At 74.6% G+C, this 19,906-nt stretch carries 18 protein-coding genes; 6 read left to right on the top strand and 12 right to left on the bottom strand.

What is annotated here, in order from left to right; translation table 11 throughout:
- Positions 1 to 2: 2 nt before the first annotated feature.
- Complete coding sequence (locus ACFYOS_RS30095; RefSeq protein WP_387148752.1) at positions 3 to 1,106, bottom strand: potassium transporter TrkA; 1,104 nt, start codon at positions 1,104 to 1,106, stop codon at positions 3 to 5.
- 699 nt (positions 1,107 to 1,805) lie between these two features.
- Between ACFYOS_RS30095 and ACFYOS_RS30090 the strand changes: the two genes are divergently transcribed.
- Positions 1,806 to 3,782, top strand: coding sequence for a zinc ribbon domain-containing protein (locus tag ACFYOS_RS30090; RefSeq protein ID WP_387148750.1), 1,977 nt, complete (start codon positions 1,806 to 1,808; stop codon positions 3,780 to 3,782).
- Positions 3,783 to 4,019: 237 nt separating this feature from the next.
- Here ACFYOS_RS30090 and ACFYOS_RS30085 read toward each other — a convergent pair whose 3' ends face one another.
- From ACFYOS_RS30085 to ACFYOS_RS30075, 3 genes are all read right to left on the bottom strand, one after another.
- On the bottom strand, positions 4,020 to 5,279 hold the full coding sequence (locus tag ACFYOS_RS30085) for an aromatic acid exporter family protein (protein ID WP_387148748.1): 1,260 nt from the start codon (positions 5,277 to 5,279) through the stop codon (positions 4,020 to 4,022).
- A gap of 27 nt (positions 5,280 to 5,306) precedes the next feature.
- Positions 5,307 to 5,702 (bottom strand): DUF2267 domain-containing protein, encoded by a 396-nt coding sequence (locus tag ACFYOS_RS30080; RefSeq protein WP_387148746.1) that lies wholly within the window; start codon positions 5,700 to 5,702, stop codon positions 5,307 to 5,309.
- A gap of 77 nt (positions 5,703 to 5,779) precedes the next feature.
- On the bottom strand, positions 5,780 to 7,048 hold the full coding sequence (locus ACFYOS_RS30075) for an MFS transporter (RefSeq protein ID WP_387148744.1): 1,269 nt from the start codon (positions 7,046 to 7,048) through the stop codon (positions 5,780 to 5,782).
- A 99-nt stretch (positions 7,049 to 7,147) separates the two neighbouring features.
- Here ACFYOS_RS30075 and ACFYOS_RS30070 point away from each other — a divergent pair, with 99 nt between their 5' ends.
- Positions 7,148 to 8,461: a PLP-dependent aminotransferase family protein gene (locus ACFYOS_RS30070; RefSeq protein WP_387148742.1), complete on the top strand. Its 1,314-nt coding sequence runs from the start codon at positions 7,148 to 7,150 to the stop codon at positions 8,459 to 8,461.
- Positions 8,462 to 8,468: 7 nt separating this feature from the next.
- Here the strand turns inward: ACFYOS_RS30070 and ACFYOS_RS30065 are convergent, their stop codons facing one another.
- Positions 8,469 to 8,867 (bottom strand): NUDIX domain-containing protein, encoded by a 399-nt coding sequence (locus tag ACFYOS_RS30065; RefSeq protein ID WP_387148740.1) that lies wholly within the window; start codon positions 8,865 to 8,867, stop codon positions 8,469 to 8,471.
- 60 nt (positions 8,868 to 8,927) lie between these two features.
- Between ACFYOS_RS30065 and ACFYOS_RS30060 the strand changes: the two genes are divergently transcribed.
- The gene (locus tag ACFYOS_RS30060; RefSeq protein ID WP_387148738.1) at positions 8,928 to 11,066 is read left to right on the top strand and encodes a molybdopterin-dependent oxidoreductase; all 2,139 of its coding nucleotides are present in this window, start codon (positions 8,928 to 8,930) and stop codon (positions 11,064 to 11,066) included.
- Positions 11,067 to 11,078: 12 nt separating this feature from the next.
- On the opposite strand, the gene ACFYOS_RS30055 is transcribed toward ACFYOS_RS30060, so the two are convergent.
- The 4 genes from ACFYOS_RS30055 to ACFYOS_RS30040 are packed head-to-tail and all read right to left on the bottom strand — an operon-like array spanning position 11,079 to position 14,833.
- Positions 11,079 to 11,576 carry a GNAT family N-acetyltransferase gene (locus ACFYOS_RS30055; protein WP_387148737.1) on the bottom strand — a complete coding sequence of 166 codons (498 nt, stop codon included), beginning with the start codon at positions 11,574 to 11,576 and terminating at the stop codon, positions 11,079 to 11,081.
- Between the two features lie 40 nt (positions 11,577 to 11,616).
- A complete protein-coding gene (locus tag ACFYOS_RS30050) occupies positions 11,617 to 12,981 on the bottom strand; it encodes a hypothetical protein (protein ID WP_387148735.1) in 1,365 nt (454 codons plus the stop codon).
- Complete coding sequence (locus ACFYOS_RS30045) at positions 12,978 to 13,796, bottom strand: TIM barrel protein (RefSeq protein ID WP_387148733.1); 819 nt, start codon at positions 13,794 to 13,796, stop codon at positions 12,978 to 12,980. Before ACFYOS_RS30045 ends, ACFYOS_RS30050 begins: the two co-directional genes overlap by 4 nt.
- Positions 13,793 to 14,833, bottom strand: a complete 1,041-nt coding sequence (locus ACFYOS_RS30040; protein ID WP_387148731.1) for a zinc-binding alcohol dehydrogenase — start codon at positions 14,831 to 14,833, stop codon at positions 13,793 to 13,795. The genes ACFYOS_RS30045 and ACFYOS_RS30040 overlap by 4 nt, the downstream gene beginning before the upstream one ends.
- 64 nt (positions 14,834 to 14,897) lie before the next feature.
- Between ACFYOS_RS30040 and ACFYOS_RS30035 the strand changes: the two genes are divergently transcribed.
- The 3 genes from ACFYOS_RS30035 (at position 14,898) to ACFYOS_RS30025 (ending at position 16,939) form a co-directional block, all read left to right on the top strand.
- Entirely contained in the window at positions 14,898 to 15,245 is a 348-nt protein-coding gene (locus ACFYOS_RS30035; RefSeq protein WP_387148730.1) for a hypothetical protein, read from the top strand.
- Between the two features lie 92 nt (positions 15,246 to 15,337).
- Positions 15,338 to 16,207, top strand: a complete 870-nt coding sequence (locus ACFYOS_RS30030; protein ID WP_387148728.1) for an alpha/beta fold hydrolase — start codon at positions 15,338 to 15,340, stop codon at positions 16,205 to 16,207.
- A gap of 126 nt (positions 16,208 to 16,333) precedes the next feature.
- Positions 16,334 to 16,939: a class I SAM-dependent methyltransferase gene (locus tag ACFYOS_RS30025; protein ID WP_387148726.1), complete on the top strand. Its 606-nt coding sequence runs from the start codon at positions 16,334 to 16,336 to the stop codon at positions 16,937 to 16,939.
- Positions 16,940 to 17,002: 63 nt separating this feature from the next.
- Here the strand turns inward: ACFYOS_RS30025 and eccB are convergent, their stop codons facing one another.
- From eccB to ACFYOS_RS30010, 3 genes are all read right to left on the bottom strand, one after another.
- Entirely contained in the window at positions 17,003 to 18,382 is a 1,380-nt protein-coding gene (gene eccB / locus ACFYOS_RS30020) for a type VII secretion protein EccB (RefSeq protein ID WP_387148724.1), read from the bottom strand.
- 73 nt (positions 18,383 to 18,455) lie between these two features.
- On the bottom strand, positions 18,456 to 19,712 hold the full coding sequence (locus ACFYOS_RS30015; protein WP_387148722.1) for an MFS transporter: 1,257 nt from the start codon (positions 19,710 to 19,712) through the stop codon (positions 18,456 to 18,458).
- 62 nt (positions 19,713 to 19,774) lie between these two features.
- On the bottom strand, positions 19,775 to 19,906 hold a 132-nt coding region (locus ACFYOS_RS30010; RefSeq protein ID WP_387148800.1), incomplete at its 5' end, for a rhodanese-like domain-containing protein.

Below are 19,906 nucleotides of genomic sequence, written 5' to 3'. Positions count from 1 at the left end.
GGTCAGGCCAGCCGGGCGGCGGCGGGCACGGGTGGCGCCAGCCTCAGCCGTGCCCGTAGCGCGGTGAGTTCTTCGGTGACCTGGTCGAGGGCCGAAGGCGTCCATCCGTCCGCGAGGGCGGGCAGGTGGTCCGCGATCGCGGCGGCGGTGGCCGGCGGGTATTCGATCCGCCCGTCGACCAGCTGCACCCCGTCGCGCCGCCCGACCCGCAGGTTCCAGTCGACGGCGGCGGTCCGGGTGACCTCCGCGGGGAGGTCCAGGGCGATCGTCTCGGCGGAAATCCGGACCGGGTACCCGCCGGGCAACCCGATCGGCCCGGGCAGGTTGGTGCGGACCTCGGCGCCGGAGACCAGGTCGAGCAGCAGCCGGGCCGCGGCGTGCCCGGCGATGGCGTTCAGCTCGCGGCGGGGCAGCGCCCGGTCGGCGGCCAGCAGGGCGGTCACGCCGGCCACCGGGACGCCGTCGGACCAGGCGCGGACCTCGTCGTCGGGGTTCGTCGGGGCGGCGAGGTGCACGTGGTGGCCGAGCATCGCGAGCCGGTCGGCGGCGCCGAGGCCCAGGCTGGCCCGCAGGCAGGCGGCCAGCGTGGCGACGTTGCCGATCCCGCACAGCACGGGCAGGTCGAGGGCGGCCAGCAGCGGGTTCACCACGTCCGGGAAGGCACCGTTGACGAACCGGGTCTCCGGGGACACCCGGGCGACCGCCCGGGCCAGCCGCACCGCGACCGTGGCCTGCAGCGGCAGGGTGAGCCCGAAGCCCGCCTCGGCGACCAGCTTGGTCCAGGCCGAGGGGGCGGTCAGCCGCTCGTACGGCGACTGGCCCGAGGCGCAGCAGACCAGCAGGTCCGGGCGGAGCCGACCCAGCGCCTCGGTTTCGTCGATCAGCGGTTCGGCGGCGAACGAGACTGCGGTGCCGCTGACCGCGGCCCGGATCTGGCAGGCGCGGGCGAGTTCTTCGACCGCGGCGCCGTCGCGGGCCAGCAGGGTGACCATGACCGGTGCGTCGGACCGGACGGGCGGACCGGACGGCGCGAGCGCGGCGAGCGAGTGGGCGAGGGCTCGGGCGAGAGCTCCGCTGCCGACCACCGCGATGTGTCGAGGGATCATCGCGCGTGGACCGGGCCAGCCCCGCGCGGCTCCACCTCGGACCGGATCAAGACATGGAGCATCACCAGCACGCCTCCCCCCAGACAGGCACGCGCCCGCATCGTCGCGGACATGATCGATGTAGTCGCATAGATCGAATCGACGCAACTGCATCCGCGAGGGATACTGCCATGGATTCCCGCGAGTGGATAGACCGTGTCGGATACGGCCCGGAACAGGAATTTCGACCGCCTAAGCCGCCTCGTCCCGGAATCAGTTGCGTCGGAAACCATCTACGCGGCACGAAATACGGCGAGCTGAGCTACGCTGCTGCCCGCACGCCGAACCGGGCCGGGCGGCGGGTATACATCGGACAGTGCCATCGGCGGGGTGGATTACCATCGCGCGAGGGCGCGGTCAGGGTACGCCCGACGCGGCCCTCCCCTCCAACGGAACCGTCCGTGCATGGACACGGGCGGCACGGCGAAAGGCTGACTGATTTGCTTAGGAATCGTCAGTGTTCGTAGATTGATCGTGTGGAACTTCTTCGGCTCCCGCTGGCCGCGAAGCGTCTTGGTTTTCACGCTGTGACGGTTAGTTCTTGGGCTGAGTCGGGGAAGGTTCCGGCGATTTGGGTCGGTCGTGAGCGTCGGTTCTTCTGGTTTGATGGCGAGGCGATGAATTGCTGGCCGGGTCCGGGCAATGCGAGGCCGGTGGCCGGTGAGCCGGAAGCCGCTGCTGGCCGAAGGCGAGGCCTCCCGTACCGCGTGCGCCCGCGCCCTTGTGCGCGCAGGCGTGGAGGAGGAGACCGGCAAAGTTCTGTCCCAGGCGATGCTCGCCGAACGGATCGGCTGGTGCGCCGACCTGGTGGCCGGCATGGTGGGCGCCCTGATCAGCGACCACTGGAACACCGCAGATGTGAATGTGCTGGCCTCCGGGCAGGACGTCGGCGGCGGCAAGCTGCCGTCGAACGCGTGGATGGCGCTGCGGCGGCTGGGTTGGACCGTCACCGCCCCGGAGGGTGTGAAGGTCAATGACCGGATCGTGCGGATGGCTCAGGAGCAGGCTGGGCGAGCGCTGCGTTCGGTGAAGTGGCGTGCTGATCTGACCGCCGGGGTACTGGCAACCTGGCCGGCCGATCCGCGCAAACGTACCCCGCAGGAGTGGGAGCAGGTTCGGGACTCGATTCCCGGCGGGAAGTATCTGCCGTCGAGCCTCATCAAGGGCCGCACCCGGCAGGCCACCACGTTCCTTGCCGCGCATGGCCGCCTGCCCGTGGACGTGTTCGAACTGGAAAACCGCCCGAAAATCCCGCGGACGCTGCTGCTCGCCGCGTGCGACCGGCAGCAGGCCACCATCGAACGCAGCGAGACCGACCCGGGCAGGGCGCTGCTGCGCCTGCAGTTGCCCACCCGTCCAGATCCGCAGGCGTACCGGGACTGGACGTGGGTGGCCTGCCCGATCACGCTACCGCCCACGGTCCCTGCGGACGCGGTGGTGCACCTGCCCACCCTGCGCGTGGCCGGCCGACAGGTGCGCGCCGACGTTGCGTACACGCATGCCGTGCCGAAAGCCCGGCGCACCGGTCACACGGTCGCGCTCGGCGTGGACTGGGGCCTCAACACCCTCCTGTGCGCCGGAGCGCTGCGACTGCACCCGCAGGGGTGGATCACGGCTAAAGGGGCTGGTGGCCAGTTCCGGGCCGCTGGAGTCCTCGCCAAGCAGCACCGCCTGCGCCGCCACAGTGAGCGGCTGCACGCCAAGGCCGACCACTACCAGCGGCTGATCGACGGCCGCCTCGACGAACACCTGAGAGCGAAACACGAGGTGCTCCGCGGCGAGATTCGCCACGTGTCCGAGCGCCGCCAGAACCTGAACGACGCGCTTGCGTGGGCTGCTGCCAGGTGGGCCGTGGACCAGGCAATCGCCGCCGAGGCGAGCGTCATCTATGTGGAAGACCTGCGGTCGATGGAAGCCAAGGGCATGGGCGCCACCCTGAACACGCGCCTGTCCCAGCAGGTACGCGGAAAGATCACCGACCGCATGCGGCACCTCGCCGCCGAGGCCGCTATCGCCGTCGTCACCGTCCCCGCCCGCCACACCTCCAAACACTGCCCGCAATGCCTGACCCCGCTGCGGCACCGCAAAGCACCCGACCGGCCCACCACAGCGGGCTGGAAGTGGGCCACCTGCCCCAACACCGAAAGCTGCGGCTGGCAAGGCGACCGCGACCACGGCGCATGGCGTCGCATCGCCGCCCGTGGCCTCACCCATCAGGCCAAGACCGTCACCGACCGCGGCAGCGGTGCCATGACGATCCGCTCGGTCGTGGACACCCTCGAAGCCACCGCCGTCGTCACCCCCACTGCCAAGGCCAGCCGAGGAGACGGGTCAAAGACCGGCCCTACCCGGCACAAGCCACCACGCCCCGCGCCCCGGCGACGCAGGGCACCCTCCCCCACCCGGCCCCACAGCCAGGCGGGCAAGCGTCCGGAGGGACACGCACCAACGGATCGGCTGAGGCTGCCCCGCGCAGCCCACCGACGCCAGAGCGTGAACACGATCAGCACACCCACCACCGGCCACCGGCCACGAGGAGCAGCACTGGGCGCCGGATTCCACCTCCACGCCCACGCAACTCCACCACGGTGGGAAACGATCCCGGAAACCCAATCCGACTCAGGATCGCTAAGCTGATCAGAGACGCTGCTACGCGTCCGCCAGCCTCACATCCACCGCACCCTGTACGCCGCCATCCGCCACGGCACCCGCCAACACCCCCTGATCAGCTGTCTCCTCGACACGTTGACCAGCAACGCCCAACAGCTGCGCATCGACCCCGAAGGCGGTGGTCCGCCACCGGTAGCGCAGGCCCGAGCACGAACTCGCTCGCACGTACCCGTCCGCTGACCGGCGATGCTGCCAGGCGTCCACTCATTCGGACGGGCCACCTGCCTGAATGGAGTCCTCGCCGTGCCGGATAGCGTTCCGTATCTCCTGATTCGCCGAGGTCGGGTCGCAGCCGATGGCTCGGAGCAGGTCGCTCGCAGCGGTGCGGAGCTGGGTCACCACCGCATCTCCGAAGTCGTTGACTCCGCGGGCTGGGGCCCGGCCGGCGTCCTGCACGGCGTCGCGGATCTTCCGGCGGGTTCCTTCGGTGGGGCGCCCGGCACGGTGCTCACGGCGCAGGAGCTCGACCGCGTCGGCGAGGTGGCCGACGCCGACGGACAGGTCGGGGGGAATCGGCTCGTCGTACTGCAGCGCCAGCGCCGACCGGCGGGCCACCCCTCGGCTGTGTTCGATGACTCGTTCCAGGTACACGGTCGCGCGGGCGAAGCGCTCCACGTCCTGGCGGCGCTGCCATCGGGCAGGCGCCAGGCTGACGACCTCTTCGGCGCCGCTGAGCGCCTCATGCATCCGCTCGATGTCCGGTCCCATGCTGCGTAGTGTGTCCAGCGCGCGCACCGCCCGTTGCTGATCGTGGGTCGCGAGGGCTGCGGAGACCTCCCTCAGCTGATGGGCCAGGCACTGGTAGACGGGGGCCGCGTCGCGGTCGAGGATCCGCATCGGGTTGATCGGTAGCAGCAACGCGACCACCACAAGGCCGACGACAGCGCCGACCGTCGACTCGACGATCCGCGGCCACTCAAGGTTCTTTTGAGCCGGAGCCAGGGTCGCGAGCAGCACCGCCGTGCCGCCGGCCTGCCCGACGGCTGCCCCGCTGCGGCCGAACAACACGAGCGTGGCCAGGATCGCACATCCGACGACGAAGCCGGTCTGCCAGATGCCGGTGCCCAGAAATGTCAGCAGGAAGTCGGTGGTGGCAATGCCCAGTCCGACTCCGATGAGCAGCTCAGCGGTGCGGCGGGCACGCTGGCCGAGCGCGGCGACGATCGTGCCCACCGCGGCGGACGGCGCGAAGACCGGCGAGGGGTTGCCCAGCACATCGTGTCCGATCCACCAGGCCAGAGCTGCGGCGAGTCCCGCCTGCAGGGAGATCACCAGAGCGACTTCAAGGTGATTCAGCCGCAGTCGACCGGCGCGGCCACTTCGACCTCGAATCCGGGCCGCACCGGCCTTCACGTTCTCCGCGGCGCGATCACGCTGTGACCGATTGACGCCTGGTCGGCGGTCGTCAGCACTCACTGAGCACTCGTACCACGCACCGGCCGAACGTATCCGGCCAACCACCATCGGCCACCACGAAGTGGCGGTGCGTCCTCAGCGATCGTACGGTGGTCGGGGGATCGGGTCGACCATCGCGTCGAATCCCTTCGGCAGCTGCGCCACCAGGTCCTGGAACTCGTCGACGGTGACCGTCTCCCGCAGCGTGACGAGCACCGCCCGGGTGCCCATCTCGGCGACCGCCGGGTCCACCGCGGCCCGGTCGGCGACCCGGTGCACGAAGGTGACCGCGCCCCCGGTCACCGCACCCTCGGCCGGGGCGGTGAGGTAGCCACTCAGCTCGTCGGGCAGTTGCGCGGCCAGGTCGGCCGACTCACCTCCGGTCACCCGCTCGGCCAGGGTCTGCAGGACGGCGCGGGAGATCGTGGCGGCCAGCTCGGTGGGCAGCTCGGCGCGGCGGGACACCGCCTCGACGAATCGGGGAAACCGCACGCCCGCCTCCTGTCCTCGCCGGCCGCCCCGGGCCGCCGCGGGCCGGGATACCCGCGGCCGGCGGCGGCAAACGACGGTCACCGCCCGACGGGCACCGCCGCGTCGGCCTCCGCCGGGGCGGGCCGGTCCGCAGAGGTCGGGAAGTCCCGGGTACGCCAGACCGGCGAGCAGCGGGTGACCAGCGCCGCCGCGGCCATCCCCACCGAGGCCAGCGCCAGGTACGTCGGCGCCCCCGCCAGTGCGGTCAGCACCCCGCCGAGGGACGCGCCGAGCGGCATCGCGCCCCAGATGACGAACCGGCTGGTGGCGGTCATCCGGGACAGCATCGCCGGGGGCGTGGCGGCCTGCCGGAGACTGACCGCGTTGACGTTGTAGAGCCCGCTGGCGAACGCGTTCACCGCCAGACCGGCGGCGATGCCGAGCGGGTGCGGCACGAGCACCAGCGCGGCGCCGGCCTGGAGGACGGCCGCCCAGGTGACCGCCCGCCCGACGCCGAGCCGGGCGCGGGCCTGGCCGGCCACCGCCGCGCCGAGTAGGTAGCCGACGTTGGCGCCGGCGATCAGCAGGCCGACCGTGGCGGCGGGCAGCCGCAGCTCGCGGACCGCGTACACCAGCAGCATGGCCAGGAAGCCGGCCTGCCACAGGTTGGTCAGCCCGGAGCAGAGGGTCAGCGCTCGGACCACCGGGTCGCGGAACACGAAGCGGATCCCGCCGGCGGCGTCCCGCCACATCCCGCCCGCACCGGGAGCCGAGGACCGGGCCAGTCGGGGCGTACCGGCGAGGAAGAGCGCCGAGGCGACGAAGCTGGCCACGTCGACCAGCAGCGCGACCGGCGCGCCCAGCGCCCCGACCAGCACGCCGGCCACGCCGGGGCCAGCGGTCTGGCCGACCGCCCGGGTCGCCTCCAGGCGGGTGTTGGCGTCGGCGAGCCGCCCGGCCGGCACCACCGCCGGCACCGCGGCGAAGTACGCCACGTCGAACAGGACGGTGGCGCAGCCGGCGAGCAGCGCCACCGCCACGAGCTGAGCGAGGCTCAGCAGCCCGGCCGCCCAGGCGAGGGGCACGCTGGCCAGCAGCAGGGCGCGGGCGACGTCGGCGGCGACGAGCACCGCCCGGCGGGGCAGCCGGTCCACGATCGCCCCGGCGGGGATGCCGAGCAGCAGGTACGGCAGGGTGGTCGCGGCGGTCAGCGCGGCCACCCCGGTGGAGCCGGCGCCGAGCACGGTCAACGCGGTGAGGGGCAGCGCCACGGTGGTGACGTGGGTGCCGAGGGTGCTGACGGCGTCGGAGAGCCAGAGCCGGCGGAAGGTGGCGTGCCGCCAGAGGGCGGCCGGGGTGACGGTCATGCGGGCAGCTTCCGGCGCGTACCCCGGAAGCCGGGCGGGGCAGATTGTCACGGTGACAATCCGGCGGCGGCCGGGCGGCGCGGCGGCTAGATTGTCACGGTGACAATCTGGGACCCGACGGGGCTGTCCGGGGCCGGACCCCGCTACCTGGCGCTCGCCGACGCGATCGGCGCGGACATCGCGGCCGGCCGGCTCTCCCCCGGCGACCGGCTGCCGCCGCAGCGCGAGCTGGCCCGACGGCTCGGCGTCACCATCGCCACCGTGGGCCGCGCCTACCAGGTGGCCGCCCGGCGCGGCCTGCTCAGCGGCGAGGTCGGTCGGGGCACCTTCGTCGCCGCCGCGCCCACCCCGCCGACCGCCGGCGCCGCGCCCGCGCTCGACGTGGCCGCCGTGCACCCGCCCGGGCACGGCCCGGTGCACCGCGCCGTCGCGCCGATCCTGCACCGGATCGCCGCCGACCCCCTCGCGGTCGGCGCCGAGGACGCCGACGCGGTGCGGCACCGCATCGCGGGCGCCCGCTGGATGGCCCACGCCGGCTGGCAGCCCGACCCCGACACGGTCGAGGTGACCGCCGGCGGGCAACACGGCCTCGCCGCCGCGCTGGCCGCCGTCGCCCAGCCCCGACAGGTGGTGGTCACCACCGAGCTGACCAACCCCGGGCTGCTCGCCGCCGCCCGCCTGCTCCGCATCGAACTGGCCACCGTGCCCAGCGACGCGGCCGGGGCCCGCCCGGACGCCATCGACCGGCTCTGCGCGCGCCGACGGGTCGCCGCGCTGCACCTGCACCCCACCCTGCACAACCCGACCGGGGTCACCATGGCGGCCGCGCGCCGCCGGGAGATCGCCGCCGTCGCCGCCGCCCACGACCTCACCGTCGTCGAGGAGGACCCGTTCGGCGCGCTGCTGCCCGACCGGCCGCCGCCCGTCGCCGCCTGGCACGCCCGCACCGTGCACCTGACCGGAATCACCAAGACCCTCGCCCCCGGACTGCGGATCGGCTACCGGTACGCCCCGGCGGCCCTCGCCGAACCGTTGCGCGCCGCCGCCCGCGCGCTCGCCTGGGCGCCCGCGCCGCTGGTCGCCGAGGTCGCCACCCAGCTCGTGCTGAGCGGGACCGCGCACCGGCTCGCCGCCGCCCGAGCCACCGAACTGGCCGGCCGGGCCGCGCTCGCCCGGGACCTGCTCGGCGACCGGGTCACCGCCCCCGGGCCGGCGCCGTTCGCCTGGGTACGCCTGGACCACGACGCCGAGGCGGTCACCGCGCTGGCCCGCCGCCGGGGCGTCGCGGTCGCCGGGGTGGAGGAGTTCGCCGCCCGGCGCGGCGCCCCGCCCGGGCTGCGGGTCAGCCTCAGCGCCGACGAGGACACCGTCCGGACCGCGCTGCGCGCCCTGGCCCGGCTGCTGCCCGGCTGACCGGCCGTCAGCGCAGTACGCCGGTGGACCGGAAATGGTCGAAGATGACCTGGTCCACCGGGGAGACCCGATGCCGGTCGGCGTAGCCGAGCCAGGCCAACTCCTCGATCTCGCTCGCCGGCCGCAGCGTGCCCCGGTAGTCGGCGGCGTAGCAGGTCATCCGCACCAGCGTCCCGGTGGCGTGCCCGTGGGCCTGCGCGGTGAACGTGCCGACGTGCGCCGCCGACCCGGGCTCGATCGCGACGCCCAGCTCCTCGGTGATCTCCCGGGCCAGCGTCTCCAGATCGGTCTCGCCCGCCTCCCGCTTGCCGCCGGGCAGGTACCAGACGTCCTTCCCCCGGGATCGGGTGCTGAGCACCCGACCGTCCTCGATCCGGATCCAGGCCACCTTGTCGATCTCGCGCACGACGCTCCCACCGCTCGACTGCGGCACCACGCTAGTGGACCTGGTCGGTAGGCTCGCGGCATGGCCCGCACCACCCACCCCGGCGCCTGCCCGTTGGACTGCCCGGACACCTGCGTCTGGCAGCTCACGGTGGAGGACGGCCGGGCCGTCGCGCTGCGCGGCGACCGCGACCACCCGTTCACCCGGGGCGCGCTCTGCGGCAAGGTCAACCGTTACCTGGACGCGGTCAACGGATCCGACCGGCTGACCACGCCGTACGTGCGGACCGGGCCGAGGGGCGTCGGGCGGGTCGCCTACCGGCCGGCGAGCTGGGCGGAGGCGATCGACCGGGTGGCCGCCGGGCTGCGCGCCAGCATCGAGCGGGACGGCCCGGAGTCGATCCTCCCCTACTACTTCGCCGGCACCATGGGCCACGTGCAGGGCTGGACGATGGGCCCGCGGCTCTTCGCCCACCTGGGGGCCTCCCGGCTGGACACCACCATCTGCACCGGGGCGGCGCGGGCGGCGCTGAGCTCCATCTACGGCGGCTCGGTCGGCTTCGAGCCGGAGTCGATCGTGGACGCGAAGTTGATCGTGCTGTGGGGCGCGAACCCGCTCGCCACCAACCTGCACCTGTGGCCGTTCGTGCAGCGGGCCCGGGAGCGCGGCGCGTACCTGGTCACCGTCGACCCGCTGCGCACGGACAGCGCGGCGCGCAGCGACGAGCACGTCGCCCCGCTGCCCGGCACCGACGCGGCGCTGGCGCTCGGGCTGATGCGGCACGTCCTCGACGCCGGCGCGGCCGACGAGGAGTGGCTGGCCGCGCACACCGTCGGCTGGCCCGACCTGGCCGCCCGGCTCGGCGAGTGGCCGGTGGAGCGGGCCGCCGCCGAGTGCGGCCTGCCCGTCGAGGTGGTACGCCGGCTCGGCGAGCGGATCGCCACCACCCGGCCCACCGCGATCCGGGTGGGGCTGGGCCTGCAACGGCACCACGGCGCCGGGCAGGCGATCCGGGCGATCTGCGCGCTGCCGCTGGTCACCGGCGACTTCCGCCACCCGGGCGGCGGCGCCCTCGTCATGACCAGCGGGCACCACCGGGTCCCCGCCGACGCGGTCGTCCGGCCGCCCGACATGCCGGCCCCCAAGGCCCGGTCGGTGAACATGAGCCGGCTCGCCGCCGTGCTCACCGGCGAGGCCGACCCGCCGGTGACGTCGCTCGTGGTGTTCAACGCCAACCCGGTGGCCACCGCTCCCGACCAGAACCGGCTGCTCGCCGGCCTGCGCCGCACCGACCTGTGCACCGTGGTGCTGGAGCAGCGCTGGACCGACACCTGCGACTACGCCGACGTGGTGCTGCCGGCGACCATGCAGCCCGAGCACCTCGACCTGCACACCTCCTACGGGCACCACTACACGACGCTGAACCTGCCGGCCACCCAGGCGCCCGGCGAGGCGCTGCCGAACACCGAGATCTTCCGCCGGATCGCCGCCGCGCTGGGCCTCGACCATCCCCGGCTGCGGGACAGCGACGAGGCGCTGGCCCGGCAGCTGCTGCGCGGCGCCCCGGTCAGCTTCGAGGAGCTGTGCGAGCGGACGTACGCCCGGACCACCGGGGTGGCGGTCGGCACGGCCCCGTACGCCGACGGCGGCTTCCCCACGGCCGACGGCCGGGCCCGGCTGCACGACCCGACGCTGACCCGGCTCGGGGTGGACCCCCTCCCCGGCTACACCCCGCCGGTGGAGGCCGCCGATCCGGAGCTGGCTCGCCGGTTCCCGCTGGTGCTCGTCGCGCCGGCCGGCCGGTTCCTGATGAACTCCACCTTCGCCTCGCTGCCCTGGCACACCCGGCGGACCGGGCCGCCCCGGGTGCACCTGCACCCCGACGACGCGGCGGCGCGCGGCCTGGCCGACGGCGATGCCGTGCGGGTGCACAACGACCGGGGCGCGTTCGTGGCGGCGGTGGCGGTGGACGACGCGACCCGGCCGGGGCTGGCGTTCACCTACAAGGCGTACTGGGCGCGGTTGAGCCCGAGGCGGGCCACGGTCAACGCGGTCACCGCGGTCCGCGACACCGACCTGGGCGGCGCGCCGACGTTTCACGACTGCCGGGTCGAGGTCGAGCCGGTCCCCGCCGAGCTGCTGACCCCCGAGCCGCCCCTCGACGTGGAGGCCGCGCCGGCCGCGCCGGCCCGGGAGGTGGCGGCCGTCCCGGCGGGTTGAGGCCGCCGCCGGTCAGCCGACCGCCGGGCTGCGTCGTTCGAGGAGGACGACGTCCCGCCAGCGGCCGTGGTGGCGGCCGACCCGCTCGCGGGTGCCGATGACCCGGAACCCGGCCCGTTCGTGCAGGGCGAGGCTGGCGGTGTTCTCTGGGAAGATCCCCGACTGGATGGTCCAGACGCCGACCGCCTCGGTGGAGGCGATCAGCGCGTCCAGCAGCAGCCGGCCGACGCCCCGGCCCCGGGCGGCGGGGTCGACGTAGACGGAGTGCTCGACCACCCCGGCGTACACCGCCCGGGTCGAGGTGGGCGAGACGGCGACCCAGCCGAGCACCCGGTCGTCGGCGTCGGCCGCTACCAGGCGGTGCCGGGGCAGCCGGCCGGTGTCAAAGGCGCTCCAGGAGGGCGCGACGGTCTCGAAGCTGGCCTCGCCGCCGTCGAGTCCCTGCTGGTAGATGGCCAGCACCCGGTCGGCGTCGGCCGGCCGCATGGCCCGTACCCGTACCTCCTGCATGGGCCGCAGGATATCCAGCGGGTGAGCCACCGGCCGCGGCTCACCCGTCGGCGAGGGCGTCCAGCAGCAGCGAGGCGGTCCAGCTGAACGCCGGCGAACCCAGGCCCTCCCCGGTGTCGGGGTGGAAGTACTCGTGGCAGCCGGCCTGGGCGACCAGGGCGAACATCGACTCGCGGAGCCCGGCGGCCAGGTCGGGCCGGTGGTGGGTACGCAGCCCGCGCCACAGCAGCCAACTGGTGTTCAGCCAGCTCGGGCCGCGCCAGTAGCGCAGCGGCTCGAAGTCCGGCGCGGTGCGGTCGTAGCTGGGCAGCGGGCGGTCCATCCGGGCGGCGAGGCCGAACCGTGGCGAGCACGCCTCCGCGAGCACCGCCCGCACCTGCCGAGCGGGCAGGTCGGGCAGGACCAGCGGCATCAGCCCGAGCACCGTCCGGGCCGGGACGAGCCGGTCGGTGCGCAGGTCGCGCGGGTGGAACGTGCCGGTGACCGGGTCGTAGAGCCGGGCGACCACCGCCTCGGTGATCCGCGCCGCGCGGTCCCGGTGTGGCCCGGGGTCGGCGCCGACGACCGTGGCGATCCGGGCCAGCGCCTGCTCGGCCGCCCCGAGCGCGGAGTTGACCAGCGGGCACTCCACCAGGAACGGATGTCGCCGGGCCAGCCCCTCGTCCCGGTAGCGGCCCGCCCGGTAGGCGGCGACGATCGCGACGTAGCGCGCGTAGTCCAGGTCGGTGGGGCGGTGCGCGGCGTCGGCGTGCGCGATGTCGTGCCGGCGGTACGCGCGCATCACGGTGGCGTCGGCCGGCACCGCGGCCATCGGGACGTCCCAGGCGGGGCTGTTGTCCAGCCCGGACTCCCACGGGTGCACGATGCAGGCCAGCCCGCCGCCGCCGACGTCGCGCCGCCCGGTCAGGTAGCGCTGCTGGGCGACCAGGCGCGGGTAGAGCCAGTGCAGCGCCTGCAGCGACGCCTCGGAGGGGGCTTGGCGGTGTACCAGCCAGGCGGCCGGGGCGTGCACCGGTGGCTGGACGATGCCGGAGGTCGCCGTCGCCGGGGCGCCGTCGGCGCGGCCGGAGTCCCAGAACTCCGGCCCGGGGAAGTAGGAGCCGACCCGCAGCGCGGGGTTGAACACGATGTGCGGCACCCGCCCGTCGGCCCACTGGGCGGCGAAGAGGGTGCGCAGCTCCCGCCAGGCCCGGTCGGGGCGGACGTGCACCAGCCCGAGGGCGATGAAGGCCGAGTCCCAGCTCCACTGGTGCGGGTAGAGGGTGCGCGACGGGACGGTGTGGTCGTGTTCCCAGTTGGCGTCGAGGGTGGTGACGGCCAGCCGGCGCAGCGCGGCGGCGCGTTCGGCACCCGACGGGTCGCCGGCGCGCAGCGACGCGGCGCCCGCGGGGGTGCCGCCGTTCACGCCGCCGCCCGGCTCGGCCGGGTCCGGGCGAGGACCGTGGCGGCCTGCCGCAGGGCGGCCACGGGCTCGCCGCGCAGCCGGCACTCCAGGGCCAGCCAGCCGGGATAGCCGAGGTCGTCGAGGGTACGCAGCAGCGCCGGCCAGTCCAGGTGCCCCGCCCCGGGCTGGTACCGGTTGGAGTCGCTGACCTGCACATGCCCGAGGTACGGCGCGGCGGCGCGCAGCGCCGCGGGCACGTCGTCCTCCTCGATGTTCATGTGGAAGGTGTCGGCGACGACGCGTACCGAGGGCAGGTCGACGGTCCGGCAGAGGGCGACGGCCTCGTCGAGGCGGTTGACCATGTGGTCCTCGTACCGGTTGAGGGGTTCGAGGAAGAGGGCGACCCCCTCGGCGCGGGCGTGCTCGCCCAGCTCGCCCAGGGCGTCGACGAGCACCTGCCGATCGCCCTCGGGCGGGCGGGGCGGCTCGAACGGCGGCAGCCGGCGGGAGAACATGCCCCAGGCGGCCGGGGTCATCGCGCCGATCCCGCCGATCTCGGCGATCACCGAGAGCTGGGAGCGGAGGTTGCGCACCGCGTCCCGGGATCGTTCCGGGTCGAAGTCGCCGATGAAGTGGTCCATCTCGACGCAGACGGTCGGCATGACCACCCCGTCGGCGCGGGCTCGGCGCAGCTCCGGCAGCCGCCGGGCGAACGCCAGGTCGCCCCGGCCGCGCAGCTCGATGCCCTGGTAGCCGAGGGAGACGGCGAGGGCGTACTTGTCGGACAGGCTGGTGCCCGGGAGCAGTTGCTCCTGGCAGGCGAGGGGGATGGTCATGGGAACCTCAGGACTACTTGGAGGACGTCACCGTCACCGCGGTCGAGCAGCGCCAGCGCGTCGGCCACCGCGCCCGCGTCGACGACGTGGCTCACCAGCGGCAGCGGGTCGACGCTGCCCTCGGCCACCAGGTCCATGAAGGTGTGGGCGATCCGGGCTCCGGTCCACCGGCCGGCCGTGCCGGGCGCCGGGTTGGGCCCGGAGACCTGGGCCGCCACCAGCTGGATCCGGTTGTGGTGGAACTCCTCGCCGAGCCCCAGCCCGTGGGCGTACCCCTGATAGAAGCCGGCGGCGACGACGCGGCCGGCGTGGGTGGTGGCGCGGATCGCCTCGTGCAGCGCCGGGTACGACCCGGACAGCTCCAGGCAGACGTCCGCGCCGCGCCCGTCGGTGGCCTCGTGCAGCACGGCGGCGGCCGAGTCCGCGGCGGCGTCGACGATCCGGCGGGCGCCGAACCGACCGGCGTGATCCAGCCGGGTCGGCACCCGGTCGACGGCGACCACCCGGGCTCCGGAGAGGACGGCGAGCCGGGTGCCGAGCAGCCCGATCACTCCCTGCCCGAAGACCCCGACCCAGTCGCCGAGGTGCAGGTCGCCGGCGAGCACGGCGGTCAGCGCGATGGCGCCGGGGCGGGCGAAGACGGCGGCGAGCGGGTCGAGCCCGGGCGCGAGCGGGGTCACTGCGGCGGCCGCCACGACGGCCTCCGCGCGATGCCCCCAGATCCCCCAGACGACCTGCCCCGGGCGGCGGTCGGCGACGTCCGCGGCGACTTCGACGACCTCGCCGACCTCCTCGTAGCCGAAGCCGACCACCGGGTACGCGGGCGCGGCCTGCCGGGGCACGAACATCCGGGTGGCGTCGTCCCAGTCTTTGCTGAGGCGGGGGTTGCTGCCCCGGTAAAGGGTCAGCTCGGTGCCGGCGGAGATGCCGGAGTAGCAGGTGCGGACGCGGACCTGGCCCGGGCCGAGCGGGTCTGGGGGGCAGGGCTCCAGGCTGATCCGCCGGGGCCCGGCCAGAGAGACAACCCAGTTGGCCATGGCGTCGCTCCGAGGGAAGTGCCGGCCCCGATTCTAACCCAAGAAAATCGGCATATGTGGTTAGATGCCCCATCGAGCGGCTGCTCCTCGCCCCCGCTCGCCGCTGGTGCCGATCGGCGAGCTGGCCGTCGCCACGTACGCCGAGGTGCTGAAGTCGGGCCGGGCTGCGCGGGTCGCTGGTCGGGCTGGTGCTGGTCTACACCGGTTCCTCTTCGCCCTGCTCTTCCTGATAGACCGACCCAACCGGTGGACGGTCTCACTGGGGCTGTCGCTGCTCGCCGACGGCGTCGAGGTGCCGAAGACCGTGCTGATGGCCGGGTCGGTGATCCTCACCCTGCCCATCGTGGTCCTCTTCCTCGCCGGCGAACGGCTGCTCACCGAGGGGCTGACCAGCGGCGCCGAGAAGGGTTGAGCGGGCGCACCGCCAGGCGCGGAGGGGTTCTCGCCGACGCCTGGCAGTGCCGCCCATTCGAGCAGAATCGCCCGGTTCACGGGCTAATGTCGATGCAGATCACGGCGATCGGGGGTGGGATGGCGGGGGTACGCGAGACGCTCAAGATCCCCCGGGCCGGGCACCAGCTGCATGTCGAGGTGAGCGGCGGCGAGGGGGTGCCGCTGGTCCTGCTGCACGGCTTCCCCGACAACCTCCACCTCTACGACGAGCTGATGCCGCACCTCGGCGACCGGCGAGTGGTCCGGTTCGACTTCCTCGGCTGGGGCCGCTCGGACAAGCCTGACGGCTACCCGTACACGGCGGACAATCAGACCGGGGACCTCGCGGCGGTGATCGACCACCTCGGGCTGGAGCGCGTGGTGCTGGTGGCCCACGACGCGTCCGGGCCACCGGCGATCGACTGGGCGCTGCTGTATCCGCACCGCGTTGCCGCGCTGGTGCTGCTCAACACCTACTACCACCAGACGGCCGCGCTGCGCCGGCCACCCGCCATCGCGCTGTACTCGACTCCGCTGGTGCGCGTCGCCGCCCGGGCGCTGGCGGGCCGTGGGTCGCCCCTCGCGCTGCGCCTCTACGCCTGGCAGGTGGGCAGGTTCATCCGCGACGACCAACGCCGAGCCCCGCTGGTGCGGCGCCTGTGCGACGACTTCGTCGCGGCTCAGCCGGCGTTCTGGCGGCTCAACGACGACCTGCTCGGCACCGTCCTGACGCGCCGGCGCCGGATACCCGACCTGCGCCGGTTCGACCGGCCGGTGCGGGTGATCTTCGGCGTGGAGGACCGCTCCCTCAACCCGCGGGTCGCGCGCCGCTTCGCCGAGCTCTTTCCGCGCGCCGACCTCCACCTGCTCGGGGACGCGGGCCACTTCGTGCAGGTCGACCAGCCGGAGCGGATCGCGGAGCTCGTCCTCTCCGCCGGTTGACGGGGTGGTGCCTGCCGCGCCTGCTGGCCGGACGTGGCCGACCGGCTCCGCCGGTGGGGGTATCTCCAGCGCAGGGCCGGCTGACTCCCTCGGTCGGGGGCGGGAAGATCCGGTTACGGTGGCCCCATGAGCAAGCCAACCCGTTGGGTGACCGAGACGAACCCAGGACACTCGCAGTGGTACATCGACCGGTTCCGCCGGCTCGCCGCCGAGGGGGCCGACCTGGCCGGCGAGGCGCGGCTGCTGGACGCGCTGGTCCCGCCGGGCGCGCGGATCCTGGACGCCGGCTGCGGCACTGGCCGGGTCGCCGCCGCGCTGGCCGTGCGGGGTCACTCGGTGGTGGGCGTGGACGCCGACCCGGTCCTGATCGAGGCCGCCCGGGTCGACCACCCCGGCCCGCGCTTCCTCGTCGCCGACCTCGCGGAGCTGGACCTGGCCGCGCAAGGCGAGCCGGAGCCGTTCGACGCCGCCGTGTGCGCCGGCAACGTGATGGCGTTCGTCGCCCCTGGCACCGAGCGGGCGGTGCTCACCCGGATCGCCGCGCATGTCCGCCCGGACGGCGTGGCGGTGGTCGGCTTCGGCACCGACCGCGGCTACCCGCTGGCCGACTTCGACGACGACGCGGTGGCGGCCGGGCTCCGGCTGGAGCACCGCTTCGCCACCTGGGACCTGCGCCGCTGGCAGGAGGACGCCGACTTCCTGGTGACCGTGCTGCGCAAGCCCGCGGCTTGACCGCCCAGTCCGAGGACCGGGCCGCGCTCCGGACGGCGGGGCGCGGGCCGGTCGGGCTGGCCGTCAGGCCGGGGCGGCGACCGTGGGGGCGGCGGCCGGGTCGAGCGGGCTGCCGGCCGGGACGAGGCTGACCAGGCTCGCCGGCAGCCGGGCCGGGCGGACACCGGCGTAGCCGAGCATGCCGAGCACGTCGGCGCCGGCCAGCACGTACCGCCGGCCCAGGTCGGTGACGACGGAGACCGCGCCGGAGGCGCCCGGCGCCGCCGCCGATTCGACCACCGCGCCTCGGCCGGGCTCGACCGCCACCTGGTCGGCGAGCCCGCCCCGGCCGGCGGTGGCCCGCGCGGCGGCGGAGAGCTCCGGCGGGGTGACGTCCACCCGGATGTCGCGTACGCCGGTGTCGTCGCCGACCCGGGCGCAGAGCGCACCGCCGTCCACGGCGGCCAGCCGGGGCGGCACGGCCGGCGGGGCCGTCGGCCCGATGGGCACCCGGTCGGGGCGCTTGGGCAGGGCGGCGAACCGGCCGAGGGTGATCGGCTTCGGGTCGCCCTGACCGGTGCGGGCGAGCAGCAGGGCAGCCTGGAGTTCGGTGATGCCGGCCAGGCCGTCCCGCTCGGCCACCGCGTACTGGCGTCCGCCGCCCGAGTTGCGCACCAGGTAGACGTCGCCGGCGGTGGCGCCGGCGACCCGGTCGGACGGCGCGCCCAGACCGGGCACCGCGGGCGGGACCAGGTCGGCACCGGCCGGCACCGTGTTGAGCAGCGCGGCGGCCGCCGGCAGGGCCCGCTCCCGGGTGGCGGCCAGCGCGGCCAGCACCCGGTCGGTGTCGCGGAGCAGGTAGCGCCGGTCGTGCCAGAGCAGGTACAGACTGCCGTCCGGGTGGCGGAGCAGCAACGCCTGCTCGCCGAGCGGCCGGCCGCCGGTCGCCTCCCGCCCGATCAGCACCGCCGAGCGGGCCTCGGTGCGGCCAGGCTCGGTGGCGGCGACCGAGCAGACCGTCCAGGGAGCGGAAGCGAGCCGGCCCGGCGCGGGCAGCGAGTCCGGCGCGTCGGCGATGCCGAGCGGCAGCCCGCGCGGTACGCCGTCGATCGAGCGGCGGGAGACCAGGATGGTCTTCGGGCGCTCCGCCCCGATGATCAGCAGCGCGGAGGCGTAGTTGAGCACCGGGTGCAGCTTCTCCTCGCGGTAGACGAACCGCGCGCCGGACTCCTTCTCCACGATCACCGCGCCGGCGTCCCGCCAGGAGTTGCCGCCGCCGGCGAATAGGCCGTAGAGGGCGACGCCGCCGAGCGCGATCACCGCGACCAGCACGCTGGCCAGTCCCGCGCCGGCCAACCGCCGGAACGGCGACTGCGCCGGGTCGGTCTCCCGCATGACCAGCGCCGCGACCGCCCGCTGGACGGTGAACTGGTACGAGTGGAGTTGGTCCTGCCGCGACGGCATCGGGTCCCTTCCGCCTGGTCGGTCGGCGCACATGATAGACGCTCCGTCGATCCCCTGTGGACCCTGCGTGTCGTCAGCCGGCCGGGGCCGGCCGGACGTGCGTCTCGTACATCCGCACCGCGACGAGCAGGCCGGAGACGGCGGTGAGTCCCGCCACCGCCCAGGTGGCTCCGCGGATGCCGACGAGGTCCGCGAGCAGTCCGGCCGACACGGCGCCTACCGCGAAGCCGGCGTCCCGCCAGAGCCGGTAGACGCCCACGGCGCGGGCGCGCCACGCCGGGTGGGCGACGTCACCGACCGCCGCCAGCAGTGCGGGATACACCATCGCGGTGCCGGCACCCAGCAGCATCGCGGCCGTCGCCCACGCGCCGAAACCGTCGGCGCCGGCGATCAGCCCGAGCGCACCGGCCTGGGTCAGCATCCCGACGACGATGAGCGGCTTGCGGCCGAGCCGGTCGGAGAGCGGGCCGGTGACGAGCTGGCCGAGTCCCCACACTGCGGGGTACAGAGCCGCCAGCAGACCGATCCGGGGCAGGGAGAGCCCGGCGGCGGCGAACAGCACCGGAAACAGGCCCCAGGCGAGCCCGTCGTTGAGGTTGTTCACCAGGCCCGCCTGGCTGGCCGAGCTGAGTGCCGGCTCCCGCCAGCTGACCAGACCCAGGACCTGCCTGGTGCTGAGGCCGCCGTGCTGGGTACGTCCCTGGTGGGTGGCTGCCTCGTGGTGGGCGTGGCCACGCGTCTCCCGGACGAGCAGCGCGGACAGGCCCAGGCCCACCGCGACGTAGGCGGCACCGAGCAGGAACGGGGCGGGCCGCAACCCGTACCGCGCGGCGAGGGCGCCGGTGGCCAGCGCGGTGACGGCCACCGCCAGGTAGCCGGCAGCCTCGTTCAGTCCCATGGCGAGGCCGCGCCGGTGCGGTCCGACCAGGTCGATCTTCATGATCACCGTGGTGGACCAGGCCAGTCCCTGGTTGACGCCGAGCAGCACGTTGGCGGCGACCACCCAGCCCCAGCTCGGCGCCCAGATGAGCAGCAGCGGCACCGGGATCGCCACCAGCCAGCCGGCCAGCAGCACCGGCTTGCGGCCGTACCGGTCGGAGAGGGTGCCGGCGAAAAAGTTGGTGACCGCCTTGGTCGCGCCGAAGGCGAGGATGTACGTCAGGGCGGCGGTGTACGCCGTCAGCTGGAAATCCCGCTCGCCGAGCAGCGGCAGCACGGTGCGCTCGGTGCCGAGTACGCCGCCCACCAGCGCGTTGACCGCGACGAGCAGGAGGAACTGGGCCGCGTTCGCCCGCAGCCCCAGCCTCGGCGCGACGGAAGTCGCTGTCATCTCTTCTCCAGGCGTCAGGCGGGTGACCGGTGGATTCCCCCCGGTCACCCGCGATCGGGCAGTCAGACGGCCGCGTGCAGCGTCTGCCAGGCGCCGTACCCGCCGAGCAGGTCGGAGACGTCCGCCCGGCCGGCGCCGCGGAGCAGGCTGGCCGCGACCGAGGAGCGGTAGCCGCCGGCGCAGTGCACGACGAC

The sequence above is a fragment of the Micromonospora sp. NPDC005806 genome, assembly GCF_042871425.1.
GTDB lineage: Bacteria > Actinomycetota > Actinomycetes > Mycobacteriales > Micromonosporaceae > Micromonospora.
The sequence above is the reverse complement of the archived record's forward strand: the minus strand, read 5'-3'. Positions and strand labels throughout refer to the sequence as shown.

Coding starts and splice junctions, on each gene's coding strand:
- ACFYOS_RS30095 (WP_387148752.1), bottom strand. CDS start 1,106: ATGATCCCTCGACACATCGCGGTGGTCGGCAGCGGAGCTCTCGCCCGA.
- ACFYOS_RS30085 (WP_387148748.1), bottom strand. CDS start 5,279: ATGGTGGTTGGCCGGATACGTTCGGCCGGTGCGTGGTACGAGTGCTCA.
- ACFYOS_RS30075 (WP_387148744.1), bottom strand. CDS start 7,048: ATGACCGTCACCCCGGCCGCCCTCTGGCGGCACGCCACCTTCCGCCGG.
- ACFYOS_RS30060 (WP_387148738.1), top strand. CDS start 8,928: ATGGCCCGCACCACCCACCCCGGCGCCTGCCCGTTGGACTGCCCGGAC.
- ACFYOS_RS30055 (WP_387148737.1), bottom strand. CDS start 11,576: ATGCAGGAGGTACGGGTACGGGCCATGCGGCCGGCCGACGCCGACCGG.
- ACFYOS_RS30045 (WP_387148733.1), bottom strand. CDS start 13,796: ATGACCATCCCCCTCGCCTGCCAGGAGCAACTGCTCCCGGGCACCAGC.
- ACFYOS_RS30040 (WP_387148731.1), bottom strand. CDS start 14,833: ATGGCCAACTGGGTTGTCTCTCTGGCCGGGCCCCGGCGGATCAGCCTG.
- ACFYOS_RS30035 (WP_387148730.1), top strand. CDS start 14,898: ATGCCCCATCGAGCGGCTGCTCCTCGCCCCCGCTCGCCGCTGGTGCCG.
- ACFYOS_RS30030 (WP_387148728.1), top strand. CDS start 15,338: ATGCAGATCACGGCGATCGGGGGTGGGATGGCGGGGGTACGCGAGACG.
- ACFYOS_RS30025 (WP_387148726.1), top strand. CDS start 16,334: ATGAGCAAGCCAACCCGTTGGGTGACCGAGACGAACCCAGGACACTCG.
- eccB (WP_387148724.1), bottom strand. CDS start 18,382: ATGCCGTCGCGGCAGGACCAACTCCACTCGTACCAGTTCACCGTCCAG.
- ACFYOS_RS30015 (WP_387148722.1), bottom strand. CDS start 19,712: ATGACAGCGACTTCCGTCGCGCCGAGGCTGGGGCTGCGGGCGAACGCG.